Below are 15182 nucleotides of genomic sequence, written 5' to 3' on the forward strand. Positions count from 1 at the left end.
CCGCAAGACGTGACTTTTTATTCAGTTGTTCGCTTACTTGGTCAATCTGCGGTCATGATGTTCTTTGTGCTCAGTGGCTTTTTGATTGGACATTCGATACAAAAAAATATTCAGCAAAACCATACCTTCTCGATCAGAAAATACGCCAGACAGCGTTTTCGCCGTATTTTACCACCGTTTATTTTTGCGCTGTTTTGGATGCTTTTGCTGTATGGTCTTGCGCCCTATTTCTTTGCCACGCAAAGTCATTCATTTGAAGTTATTCCTGCGTTAATGGTTCGCACCGCTTACAATTTTTCTTGGGTAGAATTGGTTGGCTCGGTATTTTTTATCAATGAGTTTCTCACGCCAACTTTATCTGCTAATGCACCACTTTGGAGTTTGAGCTACGAAGTGTGGTTTTACGTCTTAGCTGGACTAATAGCATTTTGGCAGTCCACATTTGCAAGGGTTGGCTTTGTGATCACCCTACTTATTTTGTCTTTGTTGAATTTGCAATTCTTAGTCTATTTTGGCGTGTGGTTATTGGCATTTACTTTTTCATTTGATCAAGTGTCCAGCCGTGTAGATGTCTATTCTTTAAAAATAGTTCAATGGATTTTTGCTATTTTTGCACTATGTATTGCGATGTATGATGCCTACCAGTTCTTCATCATTGATCAAGTCATAACATATCAAGCGAATTTATTTACCATTTTTAATGCCTGTATCGGGTTTGTCTTTGCGATTTTTCTGCTACAGCTTTATCAAAAACAACGCTCTTTTAAACCTGTTTGGGTAAGCTCAGCACGTTTTTCTTATACCTTATATATTACCCATTTTCCAATTTTGCTATTTATTATGGGCGTGTTTCCGCAGAGTTATCTGCGCAGTATTTGGACGTCAATGCTTGCAGTAATTTTAAGCATGTCGATTTGCATTGCATTTGCATGGTTGATGGCGAAGTTTTTAGAACCGAAACAACCTATTCGTCCGAAATAGCTGGCTTAATCACTTTGAAATATCATTGATTAGAATAATCTCTTGCACCAAACAACGCAGTCCCAACTCGCACCATAGTTGAACCTGCCTGAATCGCATCCGCCATATCTGCCGACATGCCCATACTTAAAGTGTCCCAAAGCTCAGGCTGAGCATGATATTGCTTGACTTGATCAAACAATTGCTTGGTCGTGGCAAAGGCTTGCACGTGCTCAGGCTGAGGAATTACCATCAATCCTCGTAAACGAAGATTCGGCAATCGACTGATTTTTTCAACTAATTCTGCAACCTCATCAGGCGCACAGCCATCTTTAGACTCTTGATCATCAATATTCACTTGTAGACAAATATTTAAAGGCTGTAAGTTTTGAGGGCGTTGATTGGATAATCTTTCGGCAATGATCAGCCGATCAACACCATGCACCCAAGCAAATTTCTCTGCCAAATGTTTGGTTTTATTACGCTGAACATGCCCAATAAAATGCCATTCGATCTCTAAATCTTTTGATTGTTCGATTTTTTCTAAAGCTTCTTGTAGGTAGTTTTCCCCAAATGCTTTTTGTCCCAGTTGATACAATTCAGCAATGGACTGTGCAGGGTGAGTTTTCGACACAGCGAGTAATTGAATATCTTGAACATTTCGCTTCGCTTGCAGGCTTGCTTGTTCGATTTGCCTCTGGACTTGTATAAGATTCGTGGCTAAATCTAAGCTCGTCATTTCCTTTCTATCCCTTACTTTAAGCTGAAATTTGAAATTGTATTGAATTTGTATCGTATTTCTTCACAAAATCACTTGGTTTCAAGAAGTGAACACCGTATTATTCTAAACATAAAGAAGCCGTTTGAACATAAAGGAAAAAAATGGATATTACAGAGCTTTTAGCGTTTTCGGTGAAAAACGGGGCATCAGACTTGCATCTTTCGTCAGGTCTACCACCAATGATTCGTGTGGATGGGGAAGTCAAGCGTATTAACTTGCCAGCGATGGAACACAAAGATGTGCATCGCCTGATCTATGACATCATGAACGATAAACAGCGTCGTGATTATGAAGAACAATTAGAAACTGACTTTTCATTTGAAGTACCTGGCGTGGCACGTTTTCGTGTCAACGCATTCAACCAAAACCGGGGTGCAGGTGCGGTATTTCGTACCATTCCATCCAAAGTATTGACGATGGAGCAGCTTGGTCTCGGTCAAACGTTTAAGAATATTGCCGAGTATCCACGTGGGCTCGTCTTGGTTACAGGTCCGACGGGTTCAGGTAAATCAACCACACTTGCGGCCCTGCTCGACTATATCAATGACAATCGTTATGACCACATCTTGACCGTCGAAGACCCGATCGAATTTGTACACACTTCGAAAAAATGTCTGATTAACCAGCGTGAAGTCCATCGTGATACGCACGGCTTTAACGAAGCACTACGTTCTGCACTACGTGAAGACCCTGACATTATCTTGGTCGGTGAGATGCGTGACTTGGAAACTATTCGTCTTGCACTCACTGCTGCGGAAACAGGTCACTTAGTATTCGGTACACTGCACACCACCTCTGCAGCAAAAACCATTGACCGTGTCATCGACGTATTCCCTGCCGAAGAAAAAGACATGGTACGTGCCATGCTTTCAGAATCACTTCAAGCCGTGATTTCACAGACTTTGCTTAAGAAAAATGGCGGTGGTCGTGTGGCTGCACATGAAATCATGATCGGTACACCTGCGATCCGTAACTTGATCCGTGAAAATAAAATCGCACAAATGTATTCTGCTATCCAAACTGGTGCGGCTCAAGGCATGACTACACTGGATCAAACCTTAAAGCAACTGGTTGCAAAAGGTCAGATCACCGCTGCTGCTGCACGTCATGTGGCGAAATCACCTGAAGCATTTATGTAAGGATTTAAAATATGGACTTTAATGACTTACTCAAACTCATGATTGAGAAAAACGCTTCGGATTTGTTTATTTCAGCCGACGTCGAACCATCAATGAAAGTACATGGACAAATTTTGCCAGTCACCAAAAGCAAACTCAGTCCTGAAATTATCTCTCAGTTGATGCATGCCATCATGAATGAGAAGCAACGTGAAGAATTTGCCACCACTCGGGAATGCAACTTTGCCATCACCGACCGTGAAAAAACTGCACGTTTTCGTGTCAGCGCATTTCAGCAACGTGACATGCCTGGCATGGTACTGCGTAAGATTGAAACCAAGATTCCAACTCCTGAGTCTTTAAAATTACCACCAATTCTAAAAGAACTCGCCATGACAAAACGTGGCATTATTCTCTTTGTCGGTGCTACAGGTACGGGTAAATCAACTTCGTTGGCATCATTGGTTGGACATCGTAACCAAAACTCTCGTGGACATATCATCACGATCGAGGATCCAATCGAGTTTGTCCATCAACACGCAGGTTGTATCATCACACAACGTGAAGTCGGCATTGATACCGATTCATTTGAAGTCGCTTTGAAGAACACGTTACGTCAAGCACCTGATGTCATTTTGATTGGTGAGATTCGTTCTCGTGAAGTTATGGATTATGCCGTTGCCTTTGCAGAAACAGGTCACTTAGTATTTGCAACGCTTCACGCCAACAACGCCAACCAAGCCTTAGATCGTATTATTCACTTCTTTGATGCAGACCGTCATAGCCAACTCTATATGGACTTGTCATTGAATTTGAAATCAATCATTGCGCAACAACTTGTTCCAACCAAAGATGGTAAGAGCCGTCGTGCTGCGATTGAAATTTTGATCAACTCACCACTCATGCAGGACTATATCCGTAAGGGTGAAATCCACGAGCTGAAAGACTTGATGAAACGCTCACGTGAACTGGGTATGCAGACCTTTGACCAAGCCTTATTTGATCTCTATAAAGCTGGTGAAGTCACTTATGAAGATGCGCTCAAGCACTCTGATTCACCAAACGATCTTCGTCTACAAATCAAATTGTCAGAAAGTGATTCTAAAACATTGTTAAATAACAGTGGTAAAGGTTTATTTATTCAACAAGATTGATCGAATGCCTCTCAATAAAAAAGGTGCATTGATTGCACCTTTTTTACTACTCATTTTTTGAAAATTTAAACTTATTTCTTCTTTAAAACTTCTTGGCATCTAGGGCTATCGCAATAGCCATAAAGATTCAGTGCATGACCAGTCAAAGTGAAATTGAATTTTTCAGCAATACTGTGTTGTTCACGCTCAATTAAATCATTGGTAAATTCAACGACTTTATTACAGTTTTGGCAAACAAGGTGATCATGATGATCTTCCTGCATGATTTCAAATACCGAATGATTGTTGTCAAAGTGATGACGCTGTATAATTCCCGCCGCTTCAAATTGCGTCAACACACGATATACCGTAGCTAAACCAACATCTTCGCCATGCTCAAGTAAAGTCTTATAAATATCTTCAGCACTCAAATGATGTTGTTTTGAATTTTCTAATAATTCTAAAATTTTAATACGAGGTAAAGTGACTTTGAGTCCCGCTTTGCGCAAATCCTGATTTGTAATCGGCATTGTATATAAACTCTCAACAAAATTAAGTGGTCATGGGTTAGCATACTTTGCTAAAGTATGCGCTAAACTTTATCTTAGTGCATTAAATAATTGTGGGATAGTGTAGCAAAATGCAAAAATTTCTGTTGTCAATTTTTATAGCCACCATCATTACTGGCTGTTCTGTGCTCGGCGTCTACAAAGTAGACATTCCACAGGGCACACCATTGACTCAAGCAAAAGCTTCTCAAGTCAAAGTCGGTATGACACCGCAACAAGTCCGTTTCCTACTTGGGACACCTACAGTCAGTGATCCTTTGAATCCATTGCGTTGGGACTACATTTACAACTATATCCCAGGAACATATGCCAAAAAAGCAGATATTCCTGCTGCCAAAGGTCAGCACTTACGTATTCACTTTAACGAATCTGGCGTTGTTTCGCAAATCGAAGGCTTGGACACCATTCCCGAATCTCAGCCGGGCTTACCGGGTTCGAAAGAAGCGATCTTGACTGCACCAAAGCTATAACTAGCTTATCGCTTCTTAAGCAAGCGTCTTTAACGCAAAAAAAAAGCATAGATGATCTCTATGCTTTTTTATTCATCTTAGATTAGCATTTTGAGCGCCAAATCTTTATACAAGCTTTATAAAAGATGATTTGGAATTGATCTTACGCTCTGCTTTTAACGGTTTTATGAATTACTCTGTTGATTGCCCTGTCGTTTTTTCTGTTGATTACCTTGTTGATAGCGCCCAACTGGGTGCTTCTCTGCACGGCGACGACGCACGTCTTTGGGATTCATGGTCAATGGTCGATACACTTCCAAGCGATCCCCTGCTTGCAAAATATGTGTCACAGGATCTTTGATTCGCAGTCCAAAAATACCTAATGCCAACGGCTCAGGTAATGTGACCTGTTTAGCCAAGTCACTCGCCTCTAATGCTTGTAACGCTGTCATGCCCTGCTGATAAGGAATATGTATTGAATATTGCTGATCCACTGCACAATACACAATCCAAATCTGAGAGGATTGATCTATACCAATATTCGAATCATTAGAAAAATCGTTCATGTTCAATTCAGTACAGAAAATTAGACTGTAAATAACATTTGAAGCCACGCAAACATCGCGACGACGATCGACATAGGGACAACGATACGAATCAAAATTCGCCACACGTTGTAGCTCATTTCATTTTTAAAATTAAGTGATTTACGCAGATGACTGATCTTCATCAACCACCCTGCAAAAATTGCATACGCAAGACAAAGCACCAAACCCAGGGCAATCAAAATTGGATATAAAACATTACTGATTGGTAAAGCCCAAATCAATATTGGAATAAGCAAAATCAATGCTTGAATGGGTAAGGCAATTTGACGTTGAATCAACTGCGCTCGTATCAATTGCAACAGATAAGCTGACAAGCTCAATGCACCAATGAGCAATACCATACTTTGTGTCATTGTTGCGCTTTGATTAGCCCAAAGCATCGCCAACAACCCGACAGCTTGCGCAATCCAAATCGGCAATACTATTGGCGTGCTTGATGCTTTATCAGCACTGCTCGCTTGAACATTCTGAGTCGCAGACTGCCAATACACACCCAAACCCAAGCCACCTGTAACTAAAGTCAATGTCACGACTTTTGCCCACTCTGCAAAGCTCACACCTGTCCATTGCCAAGCGCCCTGCTGTGCAAGCATGCCCAACACAATAAACGCAACGACTGCGAGTGCCGACACAGCAAGTAAAATTATTCGTGGCAACATCGACAAAGCAACAGCAACAATCGCCAAGACTAAAATCGCAATACTTGGGTTCAGTCCCATTGTATTTGACTGTAGCGTAAGCTGTGACATCACTGCACTATTGGCATAATGTAACATCGCTCCTGCAAACAACGGTACAATCACCACAGCCAACCAACTCACCGCACGCCATTTCGTCGATACATCAGCATCACGTGTTAGTTGCATCAATCCTTGCAAGGGCGCAGACTTGGCTCGCTTCGCCAATCCGACTTCCATATACAGTGCAGGCAATGCCAAAACGAGCATAGTCACCAACCACAATACTAAAAAGTCATACTGCTGATATGCGACCAGACCCAAACTTGGTGCCAAAGTCACACTAAATAAAAAGGATAGACAAAATGCCAAAACTGGCGTGATCCATGTCGGTTGCTGTTGCATCATATCGTCTTTAAAAGTTATAAAAATCTTGCCTGTATTTTGCCTTTCTCAGCCCTCAAAAGCAAAACTAAAACGACCAAACTCGTAACAATTCCAAATCATTCTTTTCATTTTCGCCATTTCTCAAAACATAAAAAAAGATCGCCGAAGCGACCTTTTCTTTAGATAAGATGATCGATGTTTTACATCATACCGCCCATCCCCCCCATACCGCCCATATCTGGTGCAGCAGGTTTGTCTTCTGGGATATCAGTAATCATTGCTTCTGTAGTCAGCATCAAGCCTGCAACAGATGCAGCATGCTCAAGTGCAGAGCGAGTTACTTTTGCAGGATCAAGAATACCCATCTCAAGCATATCGCCATATTCACCAGTCGCAGCATTATAACCGAAGTTGCCTTCACCTTGTTTCACTGCATTGATCACCACAGACGGCTCTTCACCTGCATTGGCAACGATCTGACGAAGTGGCGCTTCGATCGCACGGCGCAAGATATTGATACCAACAGTTTGGTCATCATTCGCACCAGTTACACCGTCAAGTGATTTGATTGCACGTACTAGCGCAACACCACCACCTGCAACCACACCTTCTTCAACCGCAGCACGTGTTGCATGAAGCGCATCGTCTACACGATCCTTTTTCTCTTTCATTTCAACTTCAGTCGCAGCGCCGATCTTGATCACTGCAACACCACCTGCAAGTTTCGCAACACGCTCTTGCAGTTTTTCTTTGTCATATTCAGAAGTTGACTCTTCAACTTGCGCACGGATTTGTTGTACACGCTCAGCGATTTGTGCTGCATTACCTGCACCGTCCACAATCACTGTGTTTTCTTTAGATACTGTGACTTTATGCGCAGTACCTAAATCTTCTAGTGTTGCTTTTTCCAAAGACATACCAACTTCTTCAGAAATCACATTTGCACCAGTCAAGATCGCAATATCTTGAAGCATTGCTTTACGACGATCACCAAAACCAGGCGCTTTAACCGCACAGACTTTAATAATGCCACGCATGTTATTAACTACAAGAGTTGCAAGCGCTTCCCCTTCAACATCTTCAGCGATGATTAACAATGGCTTACCAGTTTTAGCAACTGCTTCAAGTGTAGTGATCAATTCACGGATGTTGCTGATTTTTTTATCAACAAGCAAGATAAACGGATTTTCAAGTTCAGCAGTCAACGTGTCTTGTTTGTTGGCGAAGTACGGGCTGATATAACCACGATCAAACTGCATACCTTCTACAACGTCCAAAGCATCTTCAAAGCCTGAACCTTCTTCAACAGTGATCACGCCTTCTTTGCCGACTTTTTCCATCGCTTGAGCGATCAACTTACCCACTGTACCGTCAGAGTTTGCAGAAATCGAACCAACTTGTTCAATCGCTTTAAAGTCGTCAGCAGCTTTTGCTGTAGATTTAATGTTTTCAACCACAGTGCGTACAGCGATGTCGATACCACGTTTCAAATCTGTAGGGTTCATGCCCGCAGTGACAGACTTGATGCCTTCAGCCAATATCGCTTGCGCAAGTACAGTCGCAGTCGTTGTACCGTCACCCGCCACATCGTTAGTCTTAGAAGACACTTCACGAACAAGCTGAGCGCCCATGTTTTCGAATTTGTCTTTTAAAGTGATTTCTTTCGCAACAGTCACCCCATCTTTAGTGATATGCGGTGCACCGAAAGAACGGTCGATCACAACATTACGACCTTTAGGACCTAAAGTGACTTTCACTGCATCGGCAAGGACATTTACGCCGTCGATCATTTTTGTACGTGCTGAAGCACCGAATTTTACTTCTTTAGCTGACATGAATTTTTCTCCGAATAATCTTTAATCTGATTTTTAAGACATTAATTTAAAAACTAAATCAATCTGAGTTTTAGCCTTCAAGAATCGCTAAAATGTCAGATTCTTTCATGATTAAAAGCTCTTCGCCGTCGACTTTGACTGCTGTGCCCGCATAAGTACCAAACAATACTTTATCACCAACTTTAACGTCGAGTGCACGCACGCCATTGTCAGTGATCTGACCATTACCTACAGCGATGATTTCACCTTGAGCAGGTTTTTCAGCAGCCGAACCCGGTAGCAAAATACCGCCAGCAGTTTTAGTTTCTTCTTCGACACGACGAACCACAACACGATCATGTAGGGGACGAATATTACTCATGTTTTACTCCATTCATCTGAACTTTTCAGGTAAATTTTAGCTTTGATGTATACACCGCCTGAATTCATAAATCTTTTCGGCGATGCAATGTTGAATTTGTTTTTTGAAATGGGGTTGACCTGTAGAGTTTCAAGGGCAAAAAATAATTTTTTAAACTTTTTGTGCTTTTTCTCATCAAACAATTTAAGTCATGTCATTCTTCGGAAAAATGCGTTTCCATTTTTGAAAACTTTTTGATGGTTCATCATATAAATAAGCATCTATTTCACCTTGCGCAGTGATCACATTAAAGCCATTTTCCTCACCGTGATGAGTACGATTCGAGAAGGTCGTACCTGCATGAATATCGAGCACCGACTGTGCTACATTGAGATGGTAAAATTGATTGAGATGATAGACCGCCGACTGATGCAAATGTCCATGTAACAAACCATTCAGCCCTGCATCTGCCCAGTGCCTGAGTGCAATTTCCCCCGATACAGGGCAATCTTCTACATGTTTATCAAACGGTTCACAGTAAAATGGCTGATGTACCGCAACCAGTTTATATAAATGCTCAGGTGCATTTTTTAATTTAGCTTCCACCTCTGCGATTTGCTTAGTCGAAACATAACCTTTGGTATGATATTTCGGGCGGATACTATTCACACCGATCACATAAAAATGCTCAGAGATAATCTCCTTTTCCGTTGCGCCAAAGAACAATTGATATCGACCAAACGGATTAAAGAAACGTCGCCAAACATGATACAGCGGAATATCATGATTACCCGGTACAACAAGATACGGAATATTTAAACTTTCTAAAAATTGACGACATGCATAGAACTGCTGAAAGCGAGCACGTTGGGTCAAATCGCCACTGACAATCACCAACTCAGGTTGATGCTGCTCGCAGAAATTTTTCACCGCTTGGACACGTTCGGGAAGCTCCGTACCAAAATGTAAATCGGATAAATGTAATAGCATGCTTACATCTCTCCCAATGTAGAGCGCGGTACACGGACATTGATCGCATCATGCGTAACTTTAAACTTGAGTGGTGTACGCAATCGCATAATTTCACCATCCAGCGCAACTTTCATATCAGGCTTTTGCGTTGAGATTTCGACATTTTCTGCGCAAAAACTATAGACATCTTTGGCATCTTCCAATTCGCCTTGTAGCAATTTGACCATGAGTTGAAATAACTGAAATCGAGTCACATAACCCACTGCCACAGCTGCCAATTTGCCTTGTGCAGCGCAATCAGCCAAACGTAATTTTAAATCTTGCAGTTGGAGTTGATTATTGCCAAAGAAAACCATCGGCGATGCGATCGGATGCTTCTGCCCATCAATTTTGATTTTTAAGCGATAATATTTTTGTGGTTGCGCAAGCACCGCCAAGCCTGACAGATAAGCCACTAACGGAAAACGACCAAACTTTTTATTATAATATTCTCGGTTTTCGATCATCACAGGATATAAGCCAATACTGGCATTATTCAGATAAATTTTATCATTCACTTGTCCAACATGAATCGGCTTCGCCACGCCATCAATCAGATTCTGTACTGCCTCAGGCAAAGTCACAGGAATATGTAGCGCTCGAGCCACATAATTAAACGTCCCTAAAGGTAAGATTCCCAGTTCGATATCGGTATACATCAATGCCTGCGCAACCGCATTAATCGTACCATCACCACCTGCTGCGACGATGACGCCACGCTTGCCTTTTGCATATTGCTTATGCTTTGCCAATGCGCTACTAACACATTGATTCAGTGGAAACTTCTCTTCTGTCAAAAATAATTCGACATCAAAATCTGATTTTTGCAGGCTTTGTGAAATCAAGCGCATTTCCATCTCATGCCCTTCGCCATGATGCCCTGATCGCACATTCATAATAATAGAGAGTGGTACTGTCATATAATGTTTTATCTCACATTCTGCAAGTTACAGATCATTCTTCAATTTTTCTTAATACTTTGAATTTCAATAAAATAGCAGCGTATTGAGATCAAAGTATGTCAAATCACAATCTATAACGATGTGATTATTTCAATAGTTAATGCAAATATACAACAGATGGTAGTGCACAAATGTAAAATTAGTTTATTATTGATTTATAAAGATTTTATTTAATATTTAGAATATAAATACCAAGCATAAATTTTAAATTATATCACAATGATTTTAATATAATTATTTTAATTCAATATCTTACATGAACATTATCAACCTACAGCTTCTCTTGAGAGTGAAGCTTGGATACCTATTCCAACAAAAATATGTTTTAATATGTTCACCCATTTTTAACGACGATATAACGTATATATCTTAGTCATTATCGTGCAGTTGTATCCCGACTGTGCGTTGTACGGATAGTACATTTTTAAAGAAAAGTAGGCCTCATCATGACCCAAGTGAACGCACCAGAATTCGTTCGTCATCCTAAGCTTGTTGCTTGGGTTGAAGAAATTGCTAAATTAACTAAACCTGCAAAAATCGAATGGTGTGACGGCAGTGAAGAAGAGTATCAACGTCTTGTTGACTTGATGATCGCTAACGGCACCATGCAAAAATTGAATCAAGAAAAGCACCCAGGTTCATATCTAGCAAACTCTGATCCGTCTGATGTGGCACGTGTCGAAGATCGTACATTTATCTGTACTGAAAATGAAGAAGACGCAGGCGCAACCAATAACTGGGAAGCTCCCGCAGTAATGCGTGAAAAACTCAATGGCTTATTTGAAGGCGCTATGGAAGGTCGTACGATGTACGTTGTCCCTTTCTCTATGGGTCCTTTGGGTAGCCACATTGCACACATCGGTATCGAGTTGACTGACTCTCCATATGTTGTGATCAGCATGCGTAAAATGGCTCGTATGGGCAAAGCAGTTTACGACGTACTTGGTACAGACGGTGAGTATGTACCATGTGTACACACTGTTGGCGCGCCACTCGTTGCAGGTGCAAAAGATGTTGCTTGGCCATGTAACAGTGAAAAGTATATCGTTCATTATCCACAAACTCGTGAAATCTGGTCTTATGGTTCAGGTTATGGCGGTAATGCGTTGCTTGGTAAAAAATGCTTGGCACTTCGTATCGCATCTGCGATGGGTCGTGAGCAAGGTTGGTTAGCTGAACACATGTTGATTCTTGGCGTAACTAACCCTCAAGGTGAAAAGCACTACATCGCTGCGGCATTCCCATCTGCATGTGGTAAAACCAACTTTGCAATGTTGATTCCACCTGCAGGTTATGAAGGTTGGAAAATCGAAACTGTCGGTGATGATATTGCATGGATTAAACCGGGTGAAGATGGTCGTCTATATGCGATTAACCCTGAAGCAGGTTTCTTCGGTGTTGCACCAGGTACGAATACCAAAACCAATCCAAACTGTATGGCAACATTGAACAAAGACGTGATCTATACCAACGTCGCTGTCACAGCTGACGGTGAAATTTGGTGGGAAGGCTTAACCAAAGAAGCACCTGCGAATTTGACCAACTGGAAAGGTCAAGCTCACACAGGCGCAGAAAAAGCTGCTCATCCAAATGCACGCTTTACAGTTTCTGCAGGTCAATGCCCTTCTATTGATGCAGACTGGGAAAACCCAGCAGGTGTGCCGATCTCTGCATTCATCTTCGGTGGTCGTCGTGCTGACACTGTACCGTTGGTATCAGAAGCATTTGACTGGATTGATGGGGTATATAAAGCTGCGACAATGGGTTCTGAAACCACTGCTGCAGCCGTTGGTCAACAAGGTATTGTTCGTCGTGACCCATTTGCGATGTTGCCATTTGCTGGCTACAACATGGCAGATTACTTCTCTCACTGGTTAGAGCTTGGTCAACAAGTTGGTGCAAAAGCTGAAGCTGCTGGTAACAAATTGCCAAAAATCTTCAATGTAAACTGGTTCCGCCGTGATGCAGAAGGCAACTTCGTATGGCCTGGTTTCGGTCAAAACATGCGTGTGCTTGAGTGGATCATTGATCGTTGTGAAGGTCGTGCTGATGCAGTGAATACGCCGATTGGTTTGGTTCCAACCTATGAGCAATTGAACTGGTCTGGTTTAGACTTTACAAAAGATCAGTTTGAAACTGTGACTAAGCAAGACAAAGATCAATGGATCAAAGAGCTTGAAAGTCACACTGAGCTATTTACTAAGCTTGGTGCTCGCCTCCCACAAGCATTGAAAGATCGTCAATCTGCATTATTAGATGCGGTAAAATCTGCTTAATTGCAAATTTAAAGATTGATTCAAAAAGACGCTTCGGCGTCTTTTTTTATTTAGAATGTCCCATCCTAAATAAAGTTGACACTTTCCATCCTTAAATTATGGAGAGCGTTATGCCTACATCACTAAAGCTTACACAACGAGATTATAGTCTTGCCTTTAAATTGTCAGTTGTTGATCAAGTTGAAAAAGGCGAAATGACTTTTAAGCAAGCACAGGATAAATACGGTATTCAAGGTTGCTCTACAGTTTTGGTTTGGCTTCGCAAGCATGGTAATTTAGATTGGAGTAAAGGAACACCTCCTTATCATTTAGGTCAAACTACCATGTCTAATGCGCCACTTACACCAGAGCAACGGATTAAGGAGCTTGAACAACAGCTACGTGATACTCAACAGAAAGCTGAATTTTTTGAAGCAGTTGTTGATGTCTTAAAAAGAGATTACGGAGTAAGTGTTGTAAAAAAGCCACAAAGCAAGTCATCAAAGAAAAGAGAGAATTAGGTATAAGCATCGTGCAATGTTGCCATTATCTTGGTATCACTAGACAAGCCTATTACCAACAATGCCAACGAGATGTCTTGCGATCGAAGCAAGATCAAATCATTTTGGAGCAAGTCAAAACGCAAAGAATGCACCATCCCCGTATAGGTACAAGAAAGCTCCAATATCTATTGAATCAAACCAATCTCACTCACATTGGTCGTGATTATTTATCTGATTTACTTCGATTTAATCACTTACTGGTAAAACCTAAACGAGCTTATCACAAGACAACTCATAGCCATCATCGCTTTCGCTGTCATCCTAACCGTTTAAAGGTAAGGAATGATCAAGTGATCGTAAAGAAACCTGAACAATTATGGGTTGCAGACATCACTTATTTACCAACCAAGACAGGTGAAGCATATTTAAGTTTAGTCACAGATGCCTGCTCAAGAAAAATTGTGGGCTATCATATTCATAATGATCTAAAGACTGATTCAGTGATCCAAGCGTATAAGAAAGCATTGAAACAACGTCAAACAAAAGATGTTGTACTGACACATCATTCAGATAGGGGGATTCAATATTGTTCCGAGAAATATCAGTCGTTTCATAAACAGCATGGCGTTGAATGTTCCATGACAGATGGATACCTTGTGAAACAGTGTTTCTCATACCAAAATGCTCTAGCTGAACGGATCAATGGTATTTTAAAAAATGAATATTTATTACACAAACCTACTGATATTAAAGAAGCAATCAAAATGGTTGCTGAGTCTGTAGACATTTACAATACAAAGCGACCTCACCTTGCCTTAAAATACAAAACGCCCAATGAGGTTCATCAGGCGTTTTATAGTTGAAAATAAGTGTCAACTTATTTCAGGACTAGACAAAAAGTAATTGACCTATTTGATTTTGCAACAACAACATCAACAAAACTAAATGCTATAATTCAAAATGATTATTTAATGATTATTTTTATGAAAATCCGCATCTTAACCATTGGCCAAAAAATGCCTGCTTGGGTCTATACGGCATTTGAAGATTATTTCAAGCGCATTCAGCCTTTTGTCACGACGCAATTGATCGAGTTACCCATGGCAAAGCGTGGTAAAAATGATTCCGATGCAGATATTTTGAAATATTGTCAGATCGAGGGTGAAGCGATTTTATCCAATATCAAACAAGGTGAAATGCTGATCGCCCTCGAAGTTGGCGGTCGGGAGCATTCAACAGAAAAACTCGCACAAACCATGCAACAATGGACACTTGATGGTGCTGATATTGTCCTTGCGATTGGCGGTCCAGATGGGTTATCTGATGCAGTACGTAAAGCAGCAACGTGGCATTGGTCACTATCCAAATTGACCTTACCGCACCCAATGGTACGCATTATTCTGATTGAACAACTGTATCGAGCGATGAGTATTAATCATAATCATCCTTACCATAGAGCATAAGTCATCGAGCTTAAGTCATAGCATTTAAACCAAATCATATTGTGAATTCTGCTTTGTTATGTTGTGTGGCAAGCTCTTGGTTTATGATCAATTTTGGCGCACAATAGTGCGCTTTAAATGGTTTGACTCAT

Annotated in this window: 15 protein-coding genes; 7 read left to right on the forward strand and 8 right to left on the reverse strand. The window is 41.1% G+C overall.

The features are described from left to right. On the forward strand, positions 1-981 hold a 981-nt coding region (locus ACE3PQ_RS07740), incomplete at its 5' end, for an acyltransferase family protein (protein ID WP_374296652.1). A 22-nt stretch (positions 982-1003) separates the two neighbouring features. On the opposite strand, the gene ACE3PQ_RS07745 is transcribed toward ACE3PQ_RS07740, so the two are convergent. Continuing rightward, positions 1004-1699, reverse strand: coding sequence for a YggS family pyridoxal phosphate-dependent enzyme (locus tag ACE3PQ_RS07745; RefSeq protein ID WP_374296654.1), 696 nt, complete (start codon positions 1697-1699; stop codon positions 1004-1006). 143 nt (positions 1700-1842) lie between these two features. Between ACE3PQ_RS07745 and ACE3PQ_RS07750 the strand changes: the two genes are divergently transcribed. Together ACE3PQ_RS07750 and ACE3PQ_RS07755 are read left to right on the forward strand one after the other, a co-directional pair. Then, entirely contained in the window at positions 1843-2880 is a 1038-nt protein-coding gene (locus tag ACE3PQ_RS07750; protein ID WP_374296656.1) for a type IV pilus twitching motility protein PilT, read from the forward strand. 11 nt (positions 2881-2891) lie between these two features. Next, positions 2892-4013 carry a PilT/PilU family type 4a pilus ATPase gene (locus ACE3PQ_RS07755; RefSeq protein ID WP_374296658.1) on the forward strand — a complete coding sequence of 374 codons (1122 nt, stop codon included), beginning with the start codon at positions 2892-2894 and terminating at the stop codon, positions 4011-4013. A gap of 71 nt (positions 4014-4084) precedes the next feature. Here ACE3PQ_RS07755 and fur read toward each other — a convergent pair whose 3' ends face one another. Then, a complete protein-coding gene (fur, locus tag ACE3PQ_RS07760; RefSeq protein ID WP_374296660.1) occupies positions 4085-4522 on the reverse strand; it encodes a ferric iron uptake transcriptional regulator in 438 nt (145 codons plus the stop codon). A gap of 110 nt (positions 4523-4632) precedes the next feature. Between fur and ACE3PQ_RS07765 the strand changes: the two genes are divergently transcribed. Further along, the gene (locus ACE3PQ_RS07765; protein ID WP_374296662.1) at positions 4633-5031 is read left to right on the forward strand and encodes an outer membrane protein assembly factor BamE; all 399 of its coding nucleotides are present in this window, start codon (positions 4633-4635) and stop codon (positions 5029-5031) included. 164 nt (positions 5032-5195) lie between these two features. Here the strand turns inward: ACE3PQ_RS07765 and ACE3PQ_RS07770 are convergent, their stop codons facing one another. The 6 genes from ACE3PQ_RS07770 to ACE3PQ_RS07795 all read right to left on the reverse strand — a co-directional run bounded on the left by ACE3PQ_RS07770 (position 5196) and on the right by ACE3PQ_RS07795 (position 10788). Further along, entirely contained in the window at positions 5196-5543 is a 348-nt protein-coding gene (locus ACE3PQ_RS07770) for an RnfH family protein (RefSeq protein WP_374296725.1), read from the reverse strand. 53 nt (positions 5544-5596) lie between these two features. Then, complete coding sequence (locus ACE3PQ_RS07775; protein ID WP_374296664.1) at positions 5597-6700, reverse strand: hypothetical protein; 1104 nt, start codon at positions 6698-6700, stop codon at positions 5597-5599. A 182-nt stretch (positions 6701-6882) separates the two neighbouring features. Next, positions 6883-8517 carry a chaperonin GroEL gene (gene groL, locus ACE3PQ_RS07780; protein WP_374296666.1) on the reverse strand — a complete coding sequence of 545 codons (1635 nt, stop codon included), beginning with the start codon at positions 8515-8517 and terminating at the stop codon, positions 6883-6885. Between the two features lie 70 nt (positions 8518-8587). Further along, positions 8588-8878 (reverse strand): co-chaperone GroES, encoded by a 291-nt coding sequence (locus ACE3PQ_RS07785; RefSeq protein ID WP_298892323.1) that lies wholly within the window; start codon positions 8876-8878, stop codon positions 8588-8590. 183 nt (positions 8879-9061) lie between these two features. Then, positions 9062-9847, reverse strand: a complete 786-nt coding sequence (locus tag ACE3PQ_RS07790; protein WP_374296668.1) for a metallophosphoesterase — start codon at positions 9845-9847, stop codon at positions 9062-9064. Positions 9848-9849: 2 nt separating this feature from the next. After that, a complete protein-coding gene (locus ACE3PQ_RS07795) occupies positions 9850-10788 on the reverse strand; it encodes a diacylglycerol kinase family protein (protein WP_374296670.1) in 939 nt (312 codons plus the stop codon). A 488-nt stretch (positions 10789-11276) separates the two neighbouring features. Here ACE3PQ_RS07795 and ACE3PQ_RS07800 point away from each other — a divergent pair, with 488 nt between their 5' ends. The 3 genes from ACE3PQ_RS07800 to rlmH all read left to right on the forward strand — a co-directional run bounded on the left by ACE3PQ_RS07800 (position 11277) and on the right by rlmH (position 15051). Continuing rightward, positions 11277-13106 (forward strand): phosphoenolpyruvate carboxykinase (GTP), encoded by a 1830-nt coding sequence (locus tag ACE3PQ_RS07800; protein WP_374296672.1) that lies wholly within the window; start codon positions 11277-11279, stop codon positions 13104-13106. A 110-nt stretch (positions 13107-13216) separates the two neighbouring features. Then, a protein-coding gene (locus ACE3PQ_RS07805) for an IS3 family transposase (protein WP_374296674.1) occupies positions 13217-14451 on the forward strand; the annotation gives its coding sequence in 2 pieces (ribosomal slippage) (positions 13217-13562 and positions 13562-14451; 1236 coding nt in all). Between the two features lie 120 nt (positions 14452-14571). Next, positions 14572-15051, forward strand: coding sequence for a 23S rRNA (pseudouridine(1915)-N(3))-methyltransferase RlmH (rlmH, locus tag ACE3PQ_RS07810; RefSeq protein ID WP_374296676.1), 480 nt, complete (start codon positions 14572-14574; stop codon positions 15049-15051). Positions 15052-15182 lie beyond the last annotated feature (131 nt).

It is taken from the genome of Acinetobacter sp., assembly GCF_041911495.1.
GTDB lineage: Bacteria > Pseudomonadota > Gammaproteobacteria > Pseudomonadales > Moraxellaceae > Acinetobacter.